This window comes from Escherichia sp. MOD1-EC5189, assembly GCF_002966045.1.
Classification (GTDB): domain Bacteria; phylum Pseudomonadota; class Gammaproteobacteria; order Enterobacterales; family Enterobacteriaceae; genus Escherichia; species Escherichia coli_F.
This window is the reverse complement of record NZ_PTRX01000028.1, coordinates 13,041-34,571: the sequence shown is the minus strand read 5'-3', so window position 1 is coordinate 34,571 and position 21,531 is coordinate 13,041. Positions and strand designations below refer to the sequence as shown.

The 21,531-nt window shown below is 53.4% G+C and carries 30 protein-coding genes; 23 read left to right on the top strand and 7 right to left on the bottom strand.

Annotation, left to right across the window (positions count from 1 at the left end; all coding sequences use genetic code 11):
* Window positions 1-156: 156 nt before the first annotated feature.
* Together ATB02_RS20275 and ATB02_RS20265 are read left to right on the top strand one after the other, a co-directional pair.
* On the top strand, window positions 157-747 hold the full coding sequence (locus tag ATB02_RS20275; protein ID WP_000086536.1) for a recombinase family protein: 591 nt from the start codon (window positions 157-159) through the stop codon (window positions 745-747).
* A gap of 738 nt (window positions 748-1,485) precedes the next feature.
* Window positions 1,486-1,833, top strand: a complete 348-nt coding sequence (locus ATB02_RS20265; protein ID WP_089640733.1) for a DUF6404 family protein — start codon at window positions 1,486-1,488, stop codon at window positions 1,831-1,833.
* A gap of 17 nt (window positions 1,834-1,850) precedes the next feature.
* Here ATB02_RS20265 and ATB02_RS20260 read toward each other — a convergent pair whose 3' ends face one another.
* Both ATB02_RS20260 and ATB02_RS20255 read right to left on the bottom strand, forming a co-directional pair.
* A complete protein-coding gene (locus tag ATB02_RS20260; RefSeq protein WP_089640732.1) occupies window positions 1,851-2,441 on the bottom strand; it encodes a hypothetical protein in 591 nt (196 codons plus the stop codon).
* On the bottom strand, window positions 2,441-2,698 hold the full coding sequence (locus tag ATB02_RS20255; protein ID WP_000343099.1) for a hypothetical protein: 258 nt from the start codon (window positions 2,696-2,698) through the stop codon (window positions 2,441-2,443). Before ATB02_RS20255 ends, ATB02_RS20260 begins: the two co-directional genes overlap by 1 nt.
* 497 nt (window positions 2,699-3,195) lie before the next feature.
* Between ATB02_RS20255 and ATB02_RS20250 the strand changes: the two genes are divergently transcribed.
* From ATB02_RS20250 to ATB02_RS20240, 3 genes are read left to right on the top strand one after another with little or no spacing between them, the layout of a single operon-like run.
* A complete protein-coding gene (locus ATB02_RS20250; protein ID WP_001302628.1) occupies window positions 3,196-3,510 on the top strand; it encodes a hypothetical protein in 315 nt (104 codons plus the stop codon).
* A gap of 52 nt (window positions 3,511-3,562) precedes the next feature.
* Window positions 3,563-4,342 (top strand): hypothetical protein, encoded by a 780-nt coding sequence (locus tag ATB02_RS20245; RefSeq protein WP_000535296.1) that lies wholly within the window; start codon window positions 3,563-3,565, stop codon window positions 4,340-4,342.
* A gap of 44 nt (window positions 4,343-4,386) precedes the next feature.
* Complete coding sequence (locus ATB02_RS20240) at window positions 4,387-5,172, top strand: site-specific integrase (protein ID WP_241957644.1); 786 nt, start codon at window positions 4,387-4,389, stop codon at window positions 5,170-5,172.
* A gap of 137 nt (window positions 5,173-5,309) precedes the next feature.
* Here ATB02_RS20240 and ATB02_RS20235 read toward each other — a convergent pair whose 3' ends face one another.
* The gene (locus ATB02_RS20235; RefSeq protein ID WP_000239529.1) at window positions 5,310-5,585 is read right to left on the bottom strand and encodes a hypothetical protein; all 276 of its coding nucleotides are present in this window, start codon (window positions 5,583-5,585) and stop codon (window positions 5,310-5,312) included.
* Window positions 5,579-6,223 carry a division plane positioning ATPase MipZ gene (locus ATB02_RS20230; protein ID WP_000633913.1) on the bottom strand — a complete coding sequence of 215 codons (645 nt, stop codon included), beginning with the start codon at window positions 6,221-6,223 and terminating at the stop codon, window positions 5,579-5,581. The genes ATB02_RS20235 and ATB02_RS20230 overlap by 7 nt, the downstream gene beginning before the upstream one ends.
* Before the next feature lie 228 nt (window positions 6,224-6,451).
* Between ATB02_RS20230 and parM the strand changes: the two genes are divergently transcribed.
* Both parM and ATB02_RS20220 read left to right on the top strand, forming a co-directional pair.
* Window positions 6,452-7,423: a plasmid segregation protein ParM domain-containing protein gene (gene parM, locus ATB02_RS20225; protein ID WP_089640730.1), complete on the top strand. Its 972-nt coding sequence runs from the start codon at window positions 6,452-6,454 to the stop codon at window positions 7,421-7,423.
* Window positions 7,424-7,427: 4 nt separating this feature from the next.
* Complete coding sequence (locus tag ATB02_RS20220; RefSeq protein ID WP_000340829.1) at window positions 7,428-7,820, top strand: plasmid partitioning/stability family protein; 393 nt, start codon at window positions 7,428-7,430, stop codon at window positions 7,818-7,820.
* A gap of 4 nt (window positions 7,821-7,824) precedes the next feature.
* Here the strand turns inward: ATB02_RS20220 and ATB02_RS20215 are convergent, their stop codons facing one another.
* The 3 genes from ATB02_RS20215 to ATB02_RS20205 are packed head-to-tail and all read right to left on the bottom strand — an operon-like array spanning window position 7,825 to window position 9,778.
* A complete protein-coding gene (locus ATB02_RS20215; protein WP_089640729.1) occupies window positions 7,825-9,096 on the bottom strand; it encodes a Y-family DNA polymerase in 1,272 nt (423 codons plus the stop codon).
* Window positions 9,096-9,533: a translesion error-prone DNA polymerase V autoproteolytic subunit gene (gene umuD, locus ATB02_RS20210; RefSeq protein WP_000109071.1), complete on the bottom strand. Its 438-nt coding sequence runs from the start codon at window positions 9,531-9,533 to the stop codon at window positions 9,096-9,098. The genes ATB02_RS20215 and umuD overlap by 1 nt, the downstream gene beginning before the upstream one ends.
* The gene (locus tag ATB02_RS20205) at window positions 9,530-9,778 is read right to left on the bottom strand and encodes a DinI-like family protein (RefSeq protein WP_000618110.1); all 249 of its coding nucleotides are present in this window, start codon (window positions 9,776-9,778) and stop codon (window positions 9,530-9,532) included. The genes umuD and ATB02_RS20205 overlap by 4 nt, the downstream gene beginning before the upstream one ends.
* A 393-nt stretch (window positions 9,779-10,171) precedes the next feature.
* Here ATB02_RS20205 and ATB02_RS20195 point away from each other — a divergent pair, with 393 nt between their 5' ends.
* The 16 genes from ATB02_RS20195 to ATB02_RS20100 all read left to right on the top strand — a co-directional run bounded on the left by ATB02_RS20195 (window position 10,172) and on the right by ATB02_RS20100 (window position 21,522).
* The gene (locus ATB02_RS20195) at window positions 10,172-11,098 is read left to right on the top strand and encodes a DUF1281 domain-containing protein (protein WP_446718973.1); all 927 of its coding nucleotides are present in this window, start codon (window positions 10,172-10,174) and stop codon (window positions 11,096-11,098) included.
* 3 nt (window positions 11,099-11,101) lie between these two features.
* Window positions 11,102-11,407, top strand: a complete 306-nt coding sequence (locus ATB02_RS20190; protein WP_089640728.1) for a hypothetical protein — start codon at window positions 11,102-11,104, stop codon at window positions 11,405-11,407.
* A gap of 75 nt (window positions 11,408-11,482) precedes the next feature.
* Window positions 11,483-12,166 carry a DNA methylase gene (locus ATB02_RS20185; protein ID WP_089640727.1) on the top strand — a complete coding sequence of 228 codons (684 nt, stop codon included), beginning with the start codon at window positions 11,483-11,485 and terminating at the stop codon, window positions 12,164-12,166.
* Window positions 12,167-12,388, top strand: a complete 222-nt coding sequence (locus ATB02_RS20180) for a hypothetical protein (protein ID WP_001104885.1) — start codon at window positions 12,167-12,169, stop codon at window positions 12,386-12,388.
* 12 nt (window positions 12,389-12,400) lie between these two features.
* Window positions 12,401-12,835: a DUF1380 family protein gene (locus ATB02_RS20175; RefSeq protein ID WP_000274472.1), complete on the top strand. Its 435-nt coding sequence runs from the start codon at window positions 12,401-12,403 to the stop codon at window positions 12,833-12,835.
* A 50-nt stretch (window positions 12,836-12,885) separates the two neighbouring features.
* Entirely contained in the window at window positions 12,886-13,656 is a 771-nt protein-coding gene (locus ATB02_RS26230; RefSeq protein ID WP_069722655.1) for a hypothetical protein, read from the top strand.
* Between the two features lie 416 nt (window positions 13,657-14,072).
* Window positions 14,073-14,498, top strand: a complete 426-nt coding sequence (locus ATB02_RS20160) for an antirestriction protein (protein ID WP_001198889.1) — start codon at window positions 14,073-14,075, stop codon at window positions 14,496-14,498.
* 46 nt (window positions 14,499-14,544) lie between these two features.
* Window positions 14,545-14,967: a DUF1380 family protein gene (locus ATB02_RS20155; RefSeq protein WP_089640726.1), complete on the top strand. Its 423-nt coding sequence runs from the start codon at window positions 14,545-14,547 to the stop codon at window positions 14,965-14,967.
* Window positions 14,964-15,155, top strand: a complete 192-nt coding sequence (locus ATB02_RS20150; RefSeq protein ID WP_001027495.1) for a hypothetical protein — start codon at window positions 14,964-14,966, stop codon at window positions 15,153-15,155. The genes ATB02_RS20155 and ATB02_RS20150 overlap by 4 nt, the downstream gene beginning before the upstream one ends.
* A 770-nt stretch (window positions 15,156-15,925) precedes the next feature.
* A complete protein-coding gene (locus tag ATB02_RS20135; protein ID WP_001276114.1) occupies window positions 15,926-16,453 on the top strand; it encodes a single-stranded DNA-binding protein in 528 nt (175 codons plus the stop codon).
* Between the two features lie 57 nt (window positions 16,454-16,510).
* Window positions 16,511-16,744, top strand: coding sequence for a DUF905 family protein (locus tag ATB02_RS20130; protein WP_000006012.1), 234 nt, complete (start codon window positions 16,511-16,513; stop codon window positions 16,742-16,744).
* A gap of 58 nt (window positions 16,745-16,802) precedes the next feature.
* Window positions 16,803-18,761: a ParB/RepB/Spo0J family partition protein gene (locus ATB02_RS20125; RefSeq protein ID WP_089558124.1), complete on the top strand. Its 1,959-nt coding sequence runs from the start codon at window positions 16,803-16,805 to the stop codon at window positions 18,759-18,761.
* A 54-nt stretch (window positions 18,762-18,815) separates the two neighbouring features.
* Window positions 18,816-19,250, top strand: a complete 435-nt coding sequence (psiB, locus tag ATB02_RS20120; RefSeq protein WP_000845897.1) for a conjugation system SOS inhibitor PsiB — start codon at window positions 18,816-18,818, stop codon at window positions 19,248-19,250.
* Window positions 19,247-19,966, top strand: a complete 720-nt coding sequence (locus ATB02_RS20115) for a plasmid SOS inhibition protein A (protein WP_001276261.1) — start codon at window positions 19,247-19,249, stop codon at window positions 19,964-19,966. Before psiB ends, ATB02_RS20115 begins: the two co-directional genes overlap by 4 nt.
* Complete coding sequence (locus ATB02_RS20110) at window positions 19,963-20,559, top strand: hypothetical protein (protein ID WP_000978009.1); 597 nt, start codon at window positions 19,963-19,965, stop codon at window positions 20,557-20,559. The genes ATB02_RS20115 and ATB02_RS20110 overlap by 4 nt, the downstream gene beginning before the upstream one ends.
* 462 nt (window positions 20,560-21,021) lie before the next feature.
* Window positions 21,022-21,522 (top strand): antirestriction protein ArdA, encoded by a 501-nt coding sequence (locus ATB02_RS20100; RefSeq protein ID WP_000117618.1) that lies wholly within the window; start codon window positions 21,022-21,024, stop codon window positions 21,520-21,522.
* The last annotated feature ends 9 nt before the right edge of the window (window positions 21,523-21,531 follow it).

The following is a 21,531-nucleotide window of genomic DNA, read 5'->3' as shown; positions in this document are numbered from 1 at the left end:
GCTTCCCTCGTGTAAAGTTTTCATGTGTTATGGATTTGTTGTGACCGAAAACGACCGGTTTCGGACATTGTTAAACAGATATATCCGAAAGTCAGCGAAATTACTTTCGGACACGCATTATAATATGTACACCTATTTCGTACAGAAGATCTCACTATGTCTCGAATTTTTGCCTATTGTCGGGTTTCCACTCTGGAACAGACGACCGAAAATCAACGTCGGGAAATCGAAAGCGCGGGTTTTAACGTCAGACCCCAACGAATAATCGAAGAACAAATTAGTGGCTCAGTAGCAGCCAGTGAACGTCCTGGTTTTAACCGGTTGCTTGATCGTCTGGAAAGTGGCGATGTATTGATAGTCACAAAACTGGATCGCCTCGGTCGTAATGCAATGGATATCAGGAAAACAGTGGAGCAACTGACCGAATCTGGCATCAGGGTGCATTGCCTGGCATTAGGTGGTGTTGATCTGACCAGTCCGGCAGGAAAAATGACAATGCAAGTGATTTCAGCGGTCGCTGAATTTGAACGAGATCTTTTACTTGAACGAACTTATTCAGGGATAGCAAGAGCACGGGATGCAGGAAAACGTTTTGGTCGCCCACCGGTATTAAATGAAGAACAAAAACAGAAGGTACTCGAACGCATTAAGTCTGGGGCAAGTATAAGTGCTATTGCCAGGGAATTCCGAACCACACGGCAAACAATTCTGAGAGTTAGAGCGAAACAGCAAACTGTTACTGTATAGAAAATAGTCTTAGCGTGGGATATTTTCCGTTTTCCAAGCGGACCCCAGGATCAGAACAATAACGGCGGCGCTTTTGCTCGCCAGTGATCACTTCGATTCTTTGCACAGGACACTCCTTAAACATAGCTCTATGACTATGTCTTACTGGTGAAGTGTCCGGTTTAAACGGGGGCTATTACAACTCTCTCATCATGAGCCATTATGGCGTAACAAGAAAGCATACCAAGTTGAAGATGTGATAAATAAAGTAATTGAACACTATGATAGATGTCTAAAAGTAATCTATTGGATAAATCCATCTAATTTGAAATTACTTGATATAATCGAGAGCAATACGCGGATGTCTGAACTTTGTTCGTTACATGCGCTTTGGAAGAATAAATAACTCCCGGCAGGAATTCCCACCCTGCAAGTAAGAAAAGACTGGTCAGCAGGAGTAACAATCAATCCTGAACACACAGGAGAAATAATAAGTATTAATCCAGCTTATGTGCTGATTAAAAGTGACAAAGATCAGGCAATTTTTTATGGAAAAGATAAGGATATGCAGGGCGGAATCAATACCTTTTCTCTAAATGAGAATGTTCGTTTCACGCCAGAAGCAAGCTCTGCAAGGTATCCTAATGCAAAGAATATCATCAAACTTTACCGGTGCGTGATAACATAATTACATTATGATAATAATAATCAATAACAATAAGATGTATCACGTTTACATCATGGAACGGAGGTGCTCCTGTGAGCTTTGAGCAGAAAAAAGCCCGGGCCATTGCTCTGATGGACAGCAAAAAGATGTGGCGGAGTAATTATGCCCCTCCTCTTCTGCGTATTTTCTGGCGGCTGGGTATCCGGCTCCCGCCATTACCCTTTATGACGTTCTGGCAGGTCACGGTGCTGACGGGAGGCTTATGGGGCATTTCCTGGGGATGTGCAATGTGGTTTATCTACTGGGGGCCGTCAGGAATGGTGGCTGGTGAGGGCATTATTATAAGTATCACGAGTGGTTTTTTGTCCGGACTGTGCATGGCCTCTTTCCACTGGTGGCGCAGGAAAGTTAACCGGCTGCCACCATGGGATGATGTGTAAACCGTGCAGGCATGTTTTTACGGGGCGATGCTTTCATTAACCTGCACACGAACCTCCATTCCTGCATCGTGACAGGCCTGCAGCCACTGCGCCACTTCCAGCGGATCGCCCTCCCGGCGTATCACCCTGCCTTCTTTATTCCATAACTGTAGACAGGTGCTGCCGTCGAGACGCACCACAAAATCCCCACGGCAGGCCTGATACGTTATGCCGTTCAGCTCCACCGCCAGATCAGTGGCAAAAGTGCCGTCTGCGGGCAGACCTGCTGCCGGGACCAGCGGCAGTACGACGACTTCTGCCGCACGCTGTTCTGCCCGGAGGCGGTCCTGTTCTGCCTGCAGCAGAGGCTGTGCCACGGCCCGGCCGGCGTCCGTCAGCTCCACTGCCAGCTGCAGGTTCGGAGCGCGCAGGGTACGCAGCCAGCCGGCATCCTCCAGACGACGGCAGGAGGCGCGCAGGTTTGGCCCGTAGACCGGGGCTTCCCCGCTTCGCTCCAGCACCTGTTCTATGTCCCGCGTCAGCACGGGTCCCGGCCGTTTTTCATCAAGGGCAGCCAGCACAATCAGCACTCTCCGCTGCAGTGGCGACGGTCGGCGGCTCTGGGTCATTACCTGTCATCCTCCGGCCAGATGAGCTTTCTGAGGCGCTGAAAGTCGGCGTCAATGAGCTCCTGTCTCTTTATGGCATTCATTGAGGCATAGCCATTTATGGCCAGTTCATGCCAGAAGATCAGCACGGCTCCGGCTTTGGCTGACTCGCAGAGATAAATTGCGCCCTGGCTGTCCAGATTGCATTCCCGGATGCGTCGTTCCGCAAACCGGGTCAGTTGTTCATAGCTGAGTGAAAACACCCGTTCTTCATCCATCCTTCACACTCCATCTGATAATGTCCTGTTAAGAAATAAATCATATCAGGTATGGTTTCATGTGTTTTGCTTAATTATCATATTGGTTGCTGGTTTCCCGCCGCGCAGATCCGGTTTCCGGCTGTCACGGATCTTCCTCTCCCTCCGCACAGCGCCATCTCCCGTCAGCACAACATGTAGTGCTGAATTTAGCTGTTAATGACACTATATGCTGTGTCATCTCCCTGACCTGTGATGCGCCGCGCAGCAGCAGAAAACAGTGCTTCGCTTACTTCCTGACCGTGGTACACTTCCGGAAAATGCGGAATAACATAAAAGTCGGATCTGGCCGGAATGGCCATCCGGTAATTTAATTGAGTGGTTATGTGGCTGCTTATTATCAGCCTGGAAATGATGACATCATGGGAAAATCATCCATGTGACAGAAGTAGGGTTGTGCCGCGCGTCATCATTACTCTGCGTGACTATTGAACCGGATACTATTTTTGAGGCGAGGTATGGGTAAACCAACATTTAGATCATTTTACGATGTGGTCCGGGAGCTTGAGGATGTATATGGCCATAAAGAGCTATGGCTGTATTCAGGAGCGGCATACGCAACGCCAACAGAAATGATTAACGCCAGACATAACTGGAAATCGCCAAAAATCCTGAAACGTAACGGAAGAATGGTTGCAGAACGAATGGATAACTCGGACTCATGGCAACTGGTTGGTGACTACAAAAAACCGCTGTTCCAACATTGTGCTCCGCCCTGGCAATCCTGTCAGATAGATGACTATTTTAAAGGCTATTACATTATCGCCCCCTGAAGGTCAGAGGAGTAATTGATGGCGGGATTACATCATTGATGGCGAGGTTTAAATGGGAAGTATGAAAGAACTGCTGTTTGAAATGCAGGAGGAACGGCGTGACGAATGGATTGCGGAAAATTATCCGGATGCTGAGGAAGGAACTCCTGAATGGGATGCGGCAGCGCAGGAATACAGCTGGTTTCAGGACTGGATGGAAGAGGCGGCTGAGCAGCAATATTTTGAGGCTTCGCTTGCCAGTATTCCTGACCGCCTGCAGGATGCAAAGGCTGAACTGGATGAGTTAGAGAGCCTGATGCAGTTCAACCAACCCAGGATCGTAGAGCGGATGGCTTACGTTCATTGCGTGAGTGTACTGGACAGCTTTCTGATGTACAGCGCAAGAGCACTTCTTAGTCATCCCCCGCATTTACAGAAGTTCCTGCACGAGGCTGATTCGTTGGTTCCTAATAAGGAAGACAGAAGAAAATTACTTGCTTCCAAATGGGTCGAGCAGGAGCCGGATAAAGACACTCCTGAGAAGGTTTATACCTGGCGAGCTCAGTCTCTTGTAGCGAAGAAGACATTTCAGAGCCACAAAGTGATAGGTCGGTATTTTTCAAGGATGCTGACAACGCCACATGAGTGGCCATTGGAGGAGATTAAGGGTGTAATCAAGACCCGAAACGCACTGGTACACCGTAATGGAGTTACCGAATCTCTTGAACCCGTGTATATCAGTTCGGGGAGTGTGCAGAATGCTATCTGCACGGTACGAGCATTTATTACCGTGGCGGCTGAAACCCTTCTGCAGGAAGATGCACTATACAGGACGGATGATGGCATATTCTGAAATTACCGCAGCGACACCATCCATAAGCGTCTTCACTGAGGGATATGTCGATGACTTCGCTTCCCGCTAACTGTATACCAGTAAGCAACACATCATTACCTGTCGCCATAGACTACCCAGCAGCGCTGGCACTTCGCCAGATGGCTCTCGTTCAGGGCGAACTCCCGAAATACCTGCTGGCGCCGGAAGTCAGCGCCCTGCTCCACTACGTGCCGGATCTTCACCGCAAGATGCTGCTGGCGACGCTCTGGAACACGGGCGCGCGAATTAACGAAGTGCTGGCGCTGACAAGGGGGGATTTTTCGCTTGCGCCTCCGTATCCGTTTGTGCAGCTTGCGACCCTGAAACAACGGACGGAAAAAGCCGCCAGGACGGCAGGAAGAATGCCCGCCGGTCAGCAGACTCACCGGCTGGTTCCGCTCTCCGACGCCTGGTTCGTCAGCCAGCTGCAGACGATGGTGGCCACACTGAAAATCCCCATGGAACGGCGTAATAAACGAACAGGCAGGACAGAGAAAGCGCGGATCTGGGAAGTGACGGACAGAACGGTCAGGACCTGGATTGGGGAGGCGGTTGCCGCCGCTGCCGCTGACGGTGTGACGTTCTCTGTCCCGGTCACGCCACATACGTTCCGCCATTCCTATGCGATGCACATGCTGTATGCCGGTATACCGCTGAAGGTCCTGCAGAGCCTGATGGGGCATAAGTCCATCAGCTCAACAGAGGTCTACACGAAGGTGTTTGCACTGGATGTGGCTGCACGGCACCGGGTGCAGTTTTCGATGCCTGAGTCCGATGCTGTCACAATGCTGAAAAACAGACACGCATAAGTCACAAATCATAATTATGAATTGTGATTTATTCTATAAAAGAAGAGACCACTGCAATATGTGATCTCTTGTATGCAAGGGTGCTTAAACAGTGTGAATTCACAAGTGTGATTTCATAAGTAATAACTTCTTGATTATTACGTTAGTGTTTTTAAGTATTGCTCAAGGGCTACTCTGACGATGGCACTTACATTTTTTGGATCTTTACCATTGCGTTTATTCCTCAATGCCAGATCTTCTATTGTGACAAGCATGCTTTCACCAAGAGAGATTGTCGTCCGACATTGTTTTTCTGGTTCGGGTTTTTCCGGCGCGCCGTATGGTTTATCCGCAAGGCGCTGAGCCAGAGCCTCTGCTTGTTCTACCGTAACTGCAGCTCTGTTTAATGCTTGCTGGCTGGGTTTCTTCACCATGGGCCAAATACCTCATTCATTAAATGTTCAATTTCTGCTCTGGCTGCTGTATTGTTCGTTTCTACTACACCGGTGCCGTTGCTCATGCAATCGCGATAGACTTTTCTGAAACAAATAACTGAATCCAGGACTTGAATTGTTGGGAATTCTTCAAGATATTCAAGGAATTCTTTTCTCTCATTTCCCCTCAAAACCGGATTGGTTGTTGCCATACTTTGTAAACAATAAACCTTAAGTTCCGGGTTAAGGTTACGCATTGCGTCTATCTGTTGTTCTAGTTCTGTAAGAGTATCCAGATCTGGTTGAGAACACTGTAGTGGCGCAATTATTTGATGTGCGACAACTCCACTCGTTATGAATTCCTTTGAGTTTCTTCCTGCGACATCCACTATTACATCATCGAACTTTTCATTCAGAGCCTGTAGTGTTTGTGTCAGGTTATCAAATTTCTCAACAAGGGTTATTGCTGGTAACAGTCCTGCAGCTTCTCGTTCTGCATGATGTTTTGCGGCTGTTCGTTGTAGATCTCCGTTTAACAGGCAGACTTCCCTTCCTTTATTTGCGAGAGCAATAGCCAGGTTTGATGCAATGGTAGTTTTCCCTGAACCACCTTTGTTCCCACCAACTACAGTAATCATTGCAACCTCATAAATGTGATGTGTGAAGTATGATGATATTTTGACACGGTAACCTGATGTGTCAACATGCATTCATATTTATGAAGTATGAAATATGAAGTATGTCATATGATGTAATAAATATTACTTGTGTTTTGTGGTTTCATAACTATGATAGTGCTCAAATTGAGTATTACCTTGCAACCAGAAACAGTGATTTACTCAGATTGAGTATTTAAGGGGCTATAGATGAACGTATACTGCGATGATGGTTCAACAACAATCAAGTTGGCATGGAATGACAATGGGAAAATCTGTAAGTCGTTGTCGCAAAACTCATTTCGTCATGGATGGAAGGTTGACGGGTTAGGGATTCGCCAGACATTTAACTATGAACTGGATGGTAAAAAATACACGTATGATGAAGTTAGCAACCAATCTATTCTTACGACTCATATTGAGTATCAATATACGGATGTTAACCTGTTAGCTGTGCATCACGCTTTACTGAATAGTGGATTAGCGCCTCAGCCTGTATCATTGACTGTGACTTTGCCTATCAGTGAGTTCTACACGAAAGAGTGTCAAAAAAATGAACTCAACATTCAGCGTAAAATTGAGAATTTAATGAGGCCGATTTGTCTTAATAAAGGCGATGTTTTCACCATTGAACACGTTGATGTGATGCCTGAATCATTGCCAGCTGTGTTTTCTCGTCTGGTCATGGATAAAGTTGGTCAGTTCGAAAAATCGCTGGTAGTTGATATTGGCGGCACTACGCTTGATGTTGGTGTTATCGTTGGTCAATTTGACTCTGTAAGTGCCATTCATGGTAATTCTGGCATTGGTGTGTCTTCAGTTACGAAAGCTGCAATGAGTGCATTGCGCATGGCATCCAGTGATACCAGTTTCCTCGTTGCAGATGAATTGATTAAACGTCGTAATGACCCGGACTTTGTTCGGCAGGTTATAAATGACGAAACAAAAACTGATCTGGTCCTTAATACCATTGAGGGGGCTATTGCCAGTCTGGGGGAGCAAGTAGTCAATGAGCTCGGTGATTTTCATCATGTGAATCGTGTTTATGTTGTCGGTGGTGGGGCCCCGTTGATCTATGATTCGATAAAAACGGCATGGCACCATCTTGGGCAAAAAGTAGTGATGATGGAGTCGCCACAGACAGCACTGGTTGAAGCTATCGCGGCTTTCAAAGAGGAGTAATATTGTGGACGATGAACGGAAAAGGAAAAAATTCACACTTTATCTGCATCCGGAAAAAGCTGCAGACTTTCAAACTTTGGAAGCGATAGAGTCCGTTCCGCGTTCTGAGCGTGGTGAGCTGTTCCGGAATGCATTTATTTCTGGAATGGCGTTACACCAACTTGATCCTCGCCTGCCTGTATTGCTGACTGCCATTTTGAGCGAGGAGTTTTCAGCAGATCAGGTTGTAACCTTACTCAGTCAGACGACAGGATGGAAGCCTTCTCAGGCCGATATCAGAGCTGTGTTGACTGAACTCGGTGCTTTGCAATCTGCTGAAAAAATGCCTCCTTCTGCTACTGATTCGGTGCAGGAGGCAATGAATGATGTGCGCCTTAAAATGCAAAAATTATTCTGATATATCAGAATGAAGCAATGGGGATCTCAGTCCATTGTGTTGTATACGAAGGCGAGAGCATTTCCCGTTTCATTTGCCATTCAGGGGCGGTTCCTCGCCCCGCAAACCACACTTTCCCTTTTCCAGACTGGTTCAGTTCATCGAGTGTTTTCATTAACTTTTCGCTGTTTTTACGGGGCTGGATCTCATCAAATAATCCCGGCTGCGCTATACCCGATGGTGTGAAATCAGCCAGCATGACTCCTGCCTTCATATAGCGGTACCCTTCACGCCAGACATGGTTTAACGCTCTGCATGCTGCGGCAATAATGTCCCGGCTGTCCTGTGTGGGTAATGGAAGCTTTTCCACAGCGGCATTGCTGTAACAGGGGTCTTTTACTGCAAAGGGGGATGTCCGTACAAATGTCGTCACCTGCCGGCAATACTGACGCTCCCCACGTAGTTTCTCTGCGGCCCGCTCTGCATACTGAACAACAGCCTGGTGCATGGCATCTTTGTCTGTGATTCGTTCACCAAAACTGCGACTACAGACAATCTGCTGTTTTGCCGGTGGTGCTTCTTCCAGGGATATGCAGGACTCGCCGTTGAGTTCGCGTACCGTACGCTCAAGAATGACGCTGAAGTTTTTCCGGATGAATGCCGTGTTAGCCTGCGCCAGCTGCAGTGCTGTGTTAATACCCAGCGCATTCAGCTTTTCCGTCAGTCTGCGTCCTACTCCCCAGACCTCACCAACTGGCTGCAGCCCCAGTAGCTTCAAGATCCGATTACGGTTTTCTGCCGTCAGCGCGACCACACCGGAAAACTGTGGCCATTGCTTTGTTGCCCACTGTGCACTTTTAGCCAGCGTTTTTGTAGGCGCAATGCCCACCCCCATGGTGAGTCCTGTCCAGCTTTTTACCTGTTCCCTGAGCTGATGACCAAAAAACTCCGGAGAGATGCAATGATTTATCCCCCGCAAATCAATGAACATTTCATCAATTGAGTAGGGCTCAACTGCGGGAGAAAGCGACTCCAGAACAGCCATAACCCGTTGGCTCATGCTGTGGTACAGCGCATAATTGCTGGAAAATACATGTATTTTCTTCTCCAGGCGCATCTGTCTCACCTGAAACCAGGGCTGCCCCATTCTGATGCCAAGGGCTTTTGCCTCCGGGCTGCGCGCGATCACACAGCCATCGTTATTGCTGAGTACGATGACCGGTTCGTTGCGAAGGTCCGGGCGGAAAACTTTTTCACATGAGGCGTAGAAACTGTTGATATCAGCCAGTGCAAACATCAGCGTAACTCCCGCGTCCTGTGTATCACGTGAGTGACAACACCAAAAATACAGATGTTTTCCGGATACAGTGTGCGGAACTCCGGGCTGTCTGAAACCGGCTCCAGTGCCGGGCGTGGGCGCAACAGCAGTCGTTTGACGGTGAACTCACCGTCGATCTCAGCGATAACGATGTCCCCGTGTTGTGGTTTTTCGGCCCTGTCCACTACCAGCAGATCACCATTCTGCACGCCAGCCTGGTTCATCGATTCACCGCTGGCGCGCAGAAAGAAGGTGGCTGCAGGTCTGCTGATGCAATAGCTGTTCAGATCCAGTTCCTGCTCAGCATAATCAGTGGCAGGCGAAGGAAAACCGGCCTGGCAACGATCGGCAAACAACGGTCGCACGTAACTGTCATCGCCTGAAGGGTCAGCCGGACGGTGATAAACGGTACTCATGCTGCAGGCAGCCAGCTGTCGTCCTGCCAGATTTCTTCCAGCAGAGACAGGATACGTTCTTTATCCTTGTCGTTGCGGGCTCCTGTGACAGATACAGACGGGGCGCTGCCCTGGTCTATACGCAGCCAGATTTCCGGGTAGTGTGGTTTCAGACGTTGTTCGATTTCATTCTGTAGCGCCTGAAGTGTGCCTGATTTGAGGTTTTTTGTGCTCTGGCGGTCGAAAAGAATTTCAATGCGGATCATGTTCTCATCTCCCTTTTCTTTTGCTGTATGTATATACAGTATTCTAATAACTGAATCCACACACAGTCAAATGTCATTATTGTGACTAAAAAACGCTCAATTCTCTGAGAGTGTGGCTGTATGCCTGCTGTGGACTGCTGTGTCCAGCTTATCCACAGCATTTTGCGCACGGTTCTGTGAATAAAATACCTGGTTACCCAGGCCGTGCCGGCACGTTAACCGGGCTGCATCCGATGCAAGTGTGTCGCTGTCGCCGGCCTCCTCACCCGGTCACGTTTCGTCGTTCCTCCTCCACGCGCTGCGGCTTCGGGGCCGCACCTGCATTCGTATGCGGTCGCCCGGTTACAGGTGCGGCACGGCCTGATGGAGGCCGCATGTGAGAGGAGAATTCCCATGCCAAACTGGTGCTCGAATCGTATGTATTTTTCTGGTGAACCAGCACAGATCGCTGAGATTAAACGACTGGCCAGCGGTGCAGTCACACCGCTTTATCGCCGCGCCACAGATGAAGGTATTCAGCTGTTTCTGGCCGGTAGTGCCGGACTTCTGCAGACCACTGAAGATGTGCGGTTTGAACCATGCCCCGGACTGACGGCTGCCGGGCGTGGCGTTGTATCGCCGGAGAATATCGCGTTCACCCGCTGGCTGACATACCTGCAGAACGGTGTACTGCTGGATGAGCAAAACTGCCTGATGCTGCATGAACTCTGGCTGCAGAGCGGTACTGGCCAGCGTCGCTGGGAAGGATTACCGGACGATGTCAGGGATACCATCACCGCACTTTTCACCGCAAAAAGAGGTGACTGGTGTGGCTTCTGGAGTAACGAGGCTGTATCGGTGTGGTGGAACCGTCTGTGTGACAACGTACTGCCGGAAAAAACCATGCCGTTTGACCTGCTGACGGTTCTGCCTACCCGCCTGGATGTTGAAGTGAATGGCTTTAACGGTGGTGTTCTGAACGGTGTTCCTTCTGCATATCACTGGTATACGGAACAGTATGGCGTGAAGTGGCCTTGTGGGTATGAGGTGAATATCAGCAGTCAGGGAGACAACTTCATTAAGGTGGATTTCGACACGCCGTGGTGTCAGCCGGAAAGCGACGTTATTGCAGAATTAAGCCGCCGTTTCAGCTGCACGCTGGAGCACTGGTATGCCGAACAGGGCTGTGATTTCTGTGGCTGGCAGTTGTATGAGCGCGGAGAGCTCGTTGATGTGCTGTGGGGGGAACTGGAATGGTCACATCCGACAGATGATGATGAGCTGCCGGAAGTCACCGGACCTGTGTGGATAGTCGACAAGGTGGCGCATTATGGCGGATGAAGTATGATGGAGACGGGCGGGCAACCGCCCGTTTCTTTTCCGGTAAAGGATGTCGCTGTGCTCCTCTTTTTACTGCGCCGGCTGATGCGGCGCGGCATAAACGCTGCCTGTGGTCAGTGTCCCGCGTCCGGCCGGGCACGGGACGGGCGCTTTTACCGCTCCCGGCTGGCGTCGGTGACAGTGTACGCCAGCCAGTCGCCCTTTTCTGATGAACGCCCTTCAAGCCGCTTTCGCGGCATAACCTTGCCGTCAAAAAGACGACGGCTGCGGTATTCCACGGTCGGCCTGACCCGTTACCGGACGCGGTGAACAGCCCACAGGCAGCGGGGAACGGGCACCACAGGGGTGCCCTCCCGGTGCCCTCTGTAAGAGAAGGAGTTTTGTATGTCCCGTTTTGTCCTCGGTAACTGCATCGATGTTATGGCCACGATTCCTGATAACGCCATTGATTTCATACTGACTGACCCGCCGTACCTCGTCGGTTTTCGTGACCGACAGGGGCGTACCATCGCCGGCGATAAAACCGATGAATGGCTGCAACCGGCCTGTAATGAAATGTACCGCGTGCTGAAAAAAGACGCGTTAATGGTGAGCTTCTATGGCTGGAACCGCGTCGATCGCTTTATGGCCGCCTGGAAAAATGCGGGATTCAGCGTTGTTGGTCACCTGGTCTTCACCAAAAACTACACATCGAAGGCCGCATATGTGGGCTATCGCCACGAATGCGCCTACATCCTGGCAAAAGGCCGTCCACGTCTGCCACAAAACCCGCTGCCGGACGTGCTGGGCTGGAAATATTCAGGCAACCGCCATCACCCGACGGAAAAGCCTGTTACCAGCCTGCAACCACTGATTGAGAGCTTCACACATCCGAACGCGATTGTGCTGGACCCGTTTGCAGGCAGCGGCTCAACCTGCGTGGCCGCCCTTCAGTCCGGACGCCGGTATATCGGTATCGAGCTGCTTGAACAGTATCACTGTGCCGGACAGCAACGACTGGCCGCCGTACAACGGGCCATGCAGCAGGGGGCTGCAAATGATAACTGGTTTGAACCGGAGGCTGCGTAAATGAACTATGCCGGACACGAAAAACTTCGCGCCGAAGTGGCGGAGGTGGCCAATGCCATGTGCGACCTGCGTACAACCATGAATGAGATGGAGCGGCGGTACAGCTTTAATGCTGACACCCTGCCGGAACGTCTGGTGCGTCAGACGTTGTTTCGCGCAAACCGCCTCCTGATGGAGGCATATACCGAAATTCTTGAACTGGATGCGTGCTTCAAAGATTAAGGAGGAGACGAAATGTACGGAACATGCGAAACGCTCTGCCGTGAGCTGGCAGCAAAGTATCCGGGAAACACGCCGCTGATGCTGCTTATCTGGTCCCCGGAAGAGATTCAGGCACTGGCCGACGGTATGGAAATTTCTCTGACCGATCATGAAATCAGGACTGTCCTGGCGCACCTGGAGGACATCCCGGAAGACCAGCGGATGGAGTCCGGTATTTCTTCCGCCGCTGCGATGGAGATTATCAGCAACGTGAGCGAAAACCGCCTGGTGACCGTCTCTGCTGAATTGCTGGCGTCCCTGATTCAGACCGCTGAACAGGCACTGTGGAAACGTGAATGGGCCGCCCGTGATAACGGCCTTGCCGTCCCGGAATGTGTTACCCGCCGTCAGGCAGTGATTAATCAGGCCCGCACCCTGCTGAAAAACAACACACACGAAAACAACTGATGTTATCGCCGCCTGCCCTGCGGGCGGCGATACAGGGAGAACGCTTAATCATGAACAAAACGCTGAATGCACTGGTTTGTCGTCACGCCCGTAACCTGCTGCTGGCGCAGGGCTGGCCGGAAGAGACGGATGTTGACCAGCGTAACCCGAAGTATCCGGGCTGGATCAGCATTTACGTGCGGCTGGATGCGCCCCGGCTGGCGACGTTACTTATCAACCGTCACGGCGGCGTACTGCCGCCGCTCCTGGCCTCCGCCATTCAGAGACTGACCGGAACCGGGGCGGAACTGGTACTGTCCGGCAGTCAGTGGCAATCGCTGCCGGTACTTCCGGCAGACGGAACGCAGGTGTCTTTCCCGTATGCCGGAGAATGGCTGACCGAAGACGAAATCAGGGCTGTTCTTGATGCGGTGCACGATGCGGTACGAAGCATCTGTTACCAGGTGGCAGAAGATGCGCGGCGTATCCGTGCGGCGCTGACCACCACCGGTCAGACGTTGCTGACCCGCCAGACGCGCCGCTTTCGCCTGGTCGTGAAGGAAAGCGATCACCCGTGCTGGCTCGATGAAGATGACGAAAACCTGCCCGTGGTGCTCGATGCCATCGTGAACCGGGGAGCACGTTTTTCGTCGGTGGAAATGTACCTGGTCAGCGATTGTATTGAGCATATCCTGTCCAGTGGGCTGGCCTGCGATGTGCTGCGTATACCGGATGAACCGCCCCGCCGCTGGTTTGACCGTGGTGTTCTGCGGGAGGTGGTCCGGGAAGCCCGGGCTGAAATTCGCAGCATGGCGGATGCCCTGGCAAAAATCCGGAAATGATGACGATGGCGGGGAAAATCCCCGCCTTTTTCCTGCCGGTCACCGGAAAGAGCACAAAGGAAGTCGCCGCCGGCTCCGCTTTACCCGGCCATGCAGGGCATGGCCTTGTGGTTTTTCAGTTATGTGGCCTCAGCGTCGTGTGCGGGCTGTGCCGTGCCTCCATCTTAGCCGGGCTGGCGTTGATGCAAGGGTACGCTTCGCCGCTGCGGTCACCCGGTCCCTCCTTCCCGTCTGCCGTGATTTTCCGGTCGTTCGCCCGCTCAGGTTTCGCGGCCTCACCCTGCAACTCCCGTCAGCCGTGTGCGTCAGGCTGCGGCTTCCCTTGCGCCCCTGCATCCCCGCCTGTTCGCCCGGCTTTTATGGAGGCACGGCACCGCCCGGTGTCGCGGAATATGTGAACAACGGAGGAAAACATCATGCAATATGCGAAACCTGTCACTCTGAATGTTGAAGAATGCGACCGCCTCTTCTTTCTGCCTTACCTGTTTGGCCAGGATTTTCTGTATGTCGAGGCGTCTGTGTACGCGCTGGCGAAAAAAATGATGCCGGAATACGAAGGCGGATTCTGGCACTTCATCCGCCTGCCGGACGGTGGCGGCTACATGATGCCGGATGGCGACCGTTTCCACATGGTGAACGGTGCAAACTGGTTTGACCGTACCGTGAGTGCTGATGCCGCAGGCATCATCCTTACCTCCCTTGTGATTAACCGCCAGTTGTGGCTGTACCACGACAGCGGGGATGCAGGACTGACCCAGCTTTACCGGATGCGCGATGCGCAGTTGTGGCGTCACATCGAATTTCACCCTGAATGCAACGCGATTTACGCAGCACTGGACTGATTAACGGACGGGGCGGCAATGACGCCCCTGTAAAGGAGACGAGAACATGTACTGTACTGTTAAAGAAATTATCCGCGATGTACTGGATACAGACGTGCCGGACAGTGAATGCGTTTTTGCCGTGGTGCTGACCCGTGGGGATGTGCGTCACATAGCCCAGGACTGGAGTCTGACAGACGATGAGCTGGAAACCGTCATGCAGCGGCTGGACGATGCCTTTGAATATGGTGCGGATGTCAGCATTGTTCACGACGTTGTTCGTGAGCTGATGGAAGAAAAGCGCGCCAGCCGTCAGGTGACAGTTCCGGCGGTGATGCTGGAAAAAGTGATGGCGCTGGCAGGCAGTGAAATGAAGCGCCTGTATGCCGTCGGGAGTGAGAACGGGGGCGACGGTGATGCGTTCGTCAGGGAGGAACGCGAAGCAATGAACGTTGTGTTACAGGCGCTGGACGGGGAGCACATGTCATGAATATCAGCACGGAAACCCGCGAAATTCTGCGTAATTACAAAGCCGTGATTAATGCGCGACGTCGTGAGATGGGGCAGAAACCGCTCACCACCGCACAGATTGTTGATGAAATCTGCGATTTTGTGGCGAATCAGCAGGCGGTTTTCCTCGGTGGTCACTACATTCTTCAGGGCAGCAGAAACAGGTGATACAGGGGCAGGCGGTGGAGGCCGCCTGTCAGCCCGCGCGAAAACCCCTGGCAGGCTGACGCCTGCCGGAAATGCGGGGTGCAGCGCCTGCGGCGCTGCCGGCCCGGCTTTCCGGTCAGAAGGTAGTGTATGGCTGTATGCAGGGAACAGGTGTGATATTCCGTGACACTGTCACCGTTTCTGGCTGTCTTTTATTGCGCCCACTTCGGCTCCCGGCTGCCTGGCGGCATCCGGTCGTCAGGCCCGACTCCGACAGGCAGCTGCTTGCGCACCCGCCAGTCTCCGCCGAACCCGCTGGCGCGGTTTCGGGCTGTCGCTACGGTCCGATGCGTGAAAACCCGGGCTTGCAGCGACCGTTCCGGTCGCGCCGCCCCTGTCGCGCCGTGACCTGCGCTCCCTGCACACCTGACGGTGTGTGAGGAAACTGCGCCTGATGGCGCAGCAGTCCTCCCTCCTGCCGCCACCTCTGCGGCCTGTTTCCCGCTGTGGACTTTCCGGGGGGCAGACGTAACCCCCTCCCGTTCCATCTGTCCAGGGTGAGATGCACCGGCCACAAAATTTTTAGCCATGAACCCGGCAAAAAATTTTGCGTCCGCCCCCGGACAGCTGTCCCGTGAGGCGGTAAACGGGCCCCCATCGGAAAGGTCCACTGCGGGGAGAAACCCCTGTGAAGTGGACGGCAGGAGGAGCTTTCGCTCCTCTGAAGGGGCACATGAACGTCCCGTCGCCGGTATCCGGTTTATCTCACATCTTTCAGTCAGGAGGTTCTTATGAGTGCACGTGGTATCAACAAGGTCATCCTCGTCGGGCGTCTGGGCAATGATCCGGAAGTCCGTTACATCCCCAACGGGGGCGCAGTGGCAAACCTGCAGGTGGCTACGTCAGAAAGCTGGCGCGACAAACAGACGGGGGAGATGCGGGAGCAGACGGAATGGCACCGCGTGGTGCTGTTCGGCAAGCTCGCGGAAGTGGCCGGTGAATATCTGCGCAAGGGCGCGCAGGTCTACATCGAGGGGCAACTCCGTACCCGTAGCTGGGAAGATAACGGTATCACCCGTTACGTCACTGAAATTCTTGTTAAGACCACGGGCACCATGCAGATGCTGGGGAGTGCACCACAGCAGAACGCTCAGGCGCAACCGAAGCCTCAGCAGAATGGGCAGCCACAGAGTGCTGACGCGACGAAAAAAGGTGGCGCGAAAACGAAAGGCCGTGGACGTAAGGCCGCGCAGCCCGAGCCTCAGCCGCAACCGCCGGAGGGGGAGGATTACGGGTTTTCAGACGATATCCCGTTCTGACTGGCCTGACTGTGATAACCGCCCCGCCCTGCGCGGGGCATCACCGGAGATATGAGGATGAGCGAATATTTCAGAATACTTCAGGGGCTGCCGGACGGCTCCTTTACCCGCGAACAGGCGGAAGCCGTTGCCGCACAGTACCGGAACGTCTTTATCGAGGATGACCACGGGGAACATTTTCGCCTGGTTGTCCGCAATAACGGTGCCCTGGTCTGGCGTACCTGGAATTTTGAGGACGGTGCCGGGTACTGGATGAATCATGCCATCAGGGATTTCGGGATTCTTAAGTAAGAGAGGTGCCGGACGCGCGAACGTCCGGCAGGACATAAGCAATTATAAGGGGATGATTATGCCTGTAACGAAGTGTGAACCAGAAACCACCCGCAAAGCAAGCCGTAAATATGCAAAAACGCAGGAAACAGTCCTGTCTGCCCTGCTGGCGCAGACGGAGGAAGTGAGCGTGCCGCTGGCCTCGCTGATTAAGTCACCGCTGAATGTGCGCACGGTGCCGTATTCTGCGGAGTCCGTCAGCGAACTGGCGGACTCCATTAAAGGTGTCGGCCTGTTACAGAATCTGGTTGTTCATGCCCTGCCAGGTGACCGTTACGGTGTCGCCGCAGGCGGTCGCCGACTGGCAGCACTCAACATGCTGGCAGAGCGCAACATCCTTACGGCTGACTGTCCTGTACGCGTGAAGGTTATTCCGCAGGAACTGGCGACTGCCGCATCAATGACTGAAAACGGTCAGCGTCGGGATATGCACCCTGCCGAACAGATTGCCGGATTCCGCGCAATGGCGCAGGAAGGCAAAACACCGGCACAAATCGGTGATTTGCTGGGTTATTCGCCCCGCCACGTTCAGCGAATGCTGAAACTGGCAGACCTTGCGCCTGTCATCCTCGATGCGCTGGCAGAAGACCGCATCACCACAGAGCACTGTCAGGCGCTGGCGCTGGAGAACGACACCGCGCGTCAGGTGCAGGTGTTTGAAGCCGCCTGTCAGTCGGGATGGGGCGGTAAACCGGAAGTACAGACCATTCGTCGTCTGGTGACCGAAAGTGAAGTGGCGGTGGCGGGGAACACTAAATTCCGCTTTGTGGGGGCTGATGCCTTCTCGCCAGATGAACTGCGCACCGATTTGTTCAGCGACGACGAGGGTGGCTATGTGGACTGTGTTGCGCTCGATGCTGCCCTGCTGGAAAAACTCCAGGCTGTCGCTGAACACCTTCGGGAAGCAGAAGGCTGGGAATGGTGCGCCGGACGTATGGAGCCTGTTGGTTCCTGCCGTGAGGATGCCGGAACATACCGCAGTCTGCCGGAGCCGGAAGCGGTGCTGACGGAGGCAGAAGAAGAACGCCTGAACGAACTGATGGCACGTTACGACGCGCTGGAAAACCAGTGTGAGGAATCTGACCTGCTGGAAGCAGAAATGAAGCTGATTGACTGCATGGCGAAGGTCAGGGCGTGGACGCCGGAGATGCGTGCCGGAAGTGGCGTGGTGGTGTCCTGGCGTTATGGAAACGTATGTGTCCAGCGTGGTGTGCAGTTGCGCAGTGAAGATGACGCGACTGATGACGCTGACCGCACGGAACAGGTGCAGGAGAAAGCATCAGTGGAGGAAATCAGTCTGCCACTGCTGACGAAAATGTCTTCCGAACGCACGCTGGCAGTCCAGGCGGCACTCATGCAGCAACCGGACAAATCCCTGACACTGCTGGCATGGACGCTCTGCCTGAATGTGTTTGGCAGCGGAGCGTACAGTAAACCAGCACAAATCAGCCTGGAATGTAAACATTATTCGCTGACCAGCGATGCGCCGTCAGGGAAGGAAGGTGCCGCGTTCATGGCGATGATGGCAGAAAAAGCCCGTCTTGCGGCCCTGTTACCGGAGGGATGGTCACGGGACATGACGACGTTCCTGTCACTCAGTCAGGAGGTGCTGTTATCCCTGCTCAGTTTCTGCACCGCGTGCAGCATCCACGGCGTTCAGACCCGCGAGTGTGGTCACACGTCACGCAGCCCGCTGGACACGCTGGAGAGCGCCATCGGTTTTCACATGCGCGACTGGTGGCAGCCGACAAAAGCAAACTTTTTCGGACACCTGAAAAAGCCGCAGATTATCACAGCCCTGAATGAGGCAGGACTGTCCGGTGCCGCACGGGACGTGGAGAAGATGAAGAAAGGTGATGCGGCTGAACATGCAGAGCACCATATGAAAGACAACCGCTGGGTTCCAGGCTGGATGTGTGCACCACATCCACAGACAGATGCCACTGAACGCACCGATAACCTGGCTGATGCCGCCTGATGAACAACCACACCGCCCCGCCAGAGACGGGGCGGCAGCAAGGGAGATACCGTGATGAAAACTGAACTGACCCTGAATGCCCTGCAGTCCATGAACGCACAGGAATATGAAGATATCCGTGCTGCGGGAAGCGATATGCGCCGTAATCTCACTCACGAGGTGATGCGTGAAGTGGACGCACCGGCTAACTGGATGATGAATGGCGAGTATGGCAGTGAGTTCGGGGGCTTTTTCCCCGTCCAGGTTCGTTTCACGCCAGCCCACGAACGTTTCCACCTGGCATTATGTTCGCCGGGAGACGTCTCTCAGCTCTGGATGCTGGTTCTGGTGAATTGTGGTGGACAGCCTTTCGCCGTCGTTCAGGTGCAACATATCTTCACGCCTGTCGCTATCAGTCACACGCTGGCGCTTGCCGCGACACTTGATGCGCAGGGGTACAGTGTTAACGACATCATCCATATCCTGATGGCAGAAGGAGGTCAGGCATGAGCGCACGTTCACGGGCACTGATCCCCCTCAGCGCAGAGCAACAGGCCGCCATGCAGGCTGTGGCTGTCACCGAACAACGTCGTCGTCAGGGACGCACACTTTCAGCATGGCCTTATGCCAGCGCTTTCTTTCGCTGCCTGAATGGCAGTCGCCGGATTTCGCTGACCGATCTCCGCTTTTTTGCTCCTGCGCTGACGAAGGAGGAATTTCATGGCAACCGTCTCCTGTGGCTGGCTGCCGTGGATAAACTGATTGAAAGTTTTGGTGAAGTCTGTGTTCTTCCCCTGCCATCCGATGCGGGGCATCGTCTGTTCCCGTCCGTTCCTTTTCGTGAAGGTGAGCGGCGTCGTCAGAAAACCACGCTGACAGAGCAGAAATACAGCCGCCAGCGGGAACGTGAGGCAGAACGACGGGAACTGGAATACCAGACATGTTTTGCTCAGGCGCAGATTGACCTTGCGTTTCATACTCCCGCCACGGTCGGAAGCTGGTTGTCCCGCTGGTCTGGTGTTGTTGAGGAGCATGATCTGGAAACGATTTTCTGGGGGTGGTGCGGGCGTTTTCCATCACTGTCATCATTTGACCGGTTTTTCTGGCAGGAGGAACCACTCTGGCGGCTGATTTTTGAAGCCGGTGAGGCCGGTCGTGGTGCACCGGTACAGGTACGTGCACTTGAGCAGTGGATGATCCCGAACAAGCTGGAGAACGCAATATGATGAAATCAGACGAACAATATCAGGTTCCCGTGTGGATGCGACCTCTGTTGCCGTTGCTCTGCAATACCGGTGGTAATGATCCGGAGGAACTGCTGAATGATACAGAAACCACCGCCAGTGCGAATATTGTCCGTTATGTACTGATAGTTGCAGTGCGGTCGCAGATTGATCTGCTGCAGCTACTGTACAGGAAAGGACTGTTGCGCACAGAGATACCAGGTGGCTTTTCACCGGAAGAAGCGCAGGAACTCCTGGATAATCTGGTGCGCAGCCATATCAGCAAGGCGCTGTCGGGTGAGCGAATGGCAGCCCGTGACAGAAATGCCGATCTGACCTGGATTCGCCAGCAACTGATCGATGCCGCCTGGTTTGTCCGTGCCACACTGGAAGCGCATGGGATGGGCGTCGGAAATGAGAGTCCCTCTGCTCCGCCGGAGACAATGCCGGACATACAGATACGGGAACTGGTTATGTTGATCAAGCGACTGGCATCATCGCTGAAAGCGGTGAAACCCGACAGTAGCGTGGTGCGTGAAGCGCAGGACTGGCTGTGCGACAGAAAACTTGTGGATATCACAGATATTCTCCGGTGAACCAGGCATGTATATTTTACGCAGGGACACGCCGATCATGATCGTTTCATATCAGGGGTGGTCTGGAGGTCATGCGGCGTGTCCTCTGCACTCGCCGGAATAAGGAAGTCGCCGGCGGCTCCGCTTTTACCCGGCCATGCGGGGCATGGCCTTGTGGGTTTTCAGCTATGTGGCCTCAGCGTCGTGTGCGGGCTGTGCCGTGCCTCCATCGTAGCCGGGCTGGCGTTGATGCAAGGGTACGCTTCGCCGCTGCGGTCACCCGGTCCCTCCTTCCCGTCTGCCGTGATTTTCCGGTCGTTCGCCCGCTCAGGTTTCGCGGCCTCACCCTGCAACTCCCGCCAGCCGTGTGCGTCAGGCTGCGGCTTCCCTTGCGCCCTGTGCATCCCCGCCTTATCGCCCGGCTTTTATGGAGGCACGGCACCGCCCGGTGCCGCAGAACATGTGACTATGGAGGATTCGGGAATGTCTGTTGTTGCACCTGCTGTATACGTTGGAACCTGGCACAAATACAACTGTGGAAGCATCGCCGGACGCTGGTTTGACCTGACCACGTTTGATGATGAGCGCGACTTTTTCGCCGCCTGCCGTGCTCTTCACCAGGATGAAGCCGATCCTGAACTGATGTTTCAGGATTATGAGGGATTCCCGGGGAATATGGCCTCTGAATGCCATATCAACTGGGCCTGGGTTGAAGGCTTCCGCCAGGCACGGGATGAAGGCTGCGAAGAGGCTTATCGTCTCTGGGTGGATGATACCGGTGAGACGGATTTTGACACCTTCCGCGATGCCTGGTGGGGCGAGGCTGACAGTGAGGAGGCTTTTGCGGTTGAGTTCGCCAGTGATACCGGCCTGCTGGCTGACGTGCCGGAGACGGTGGCGCTCTATTTTGACTATGAGGCGTATGCGCGGGATTTATTCCTGGACTCCTTCACCTTTATTGACGGTCATGTGTTCCGTCGGTGATTTACTCCC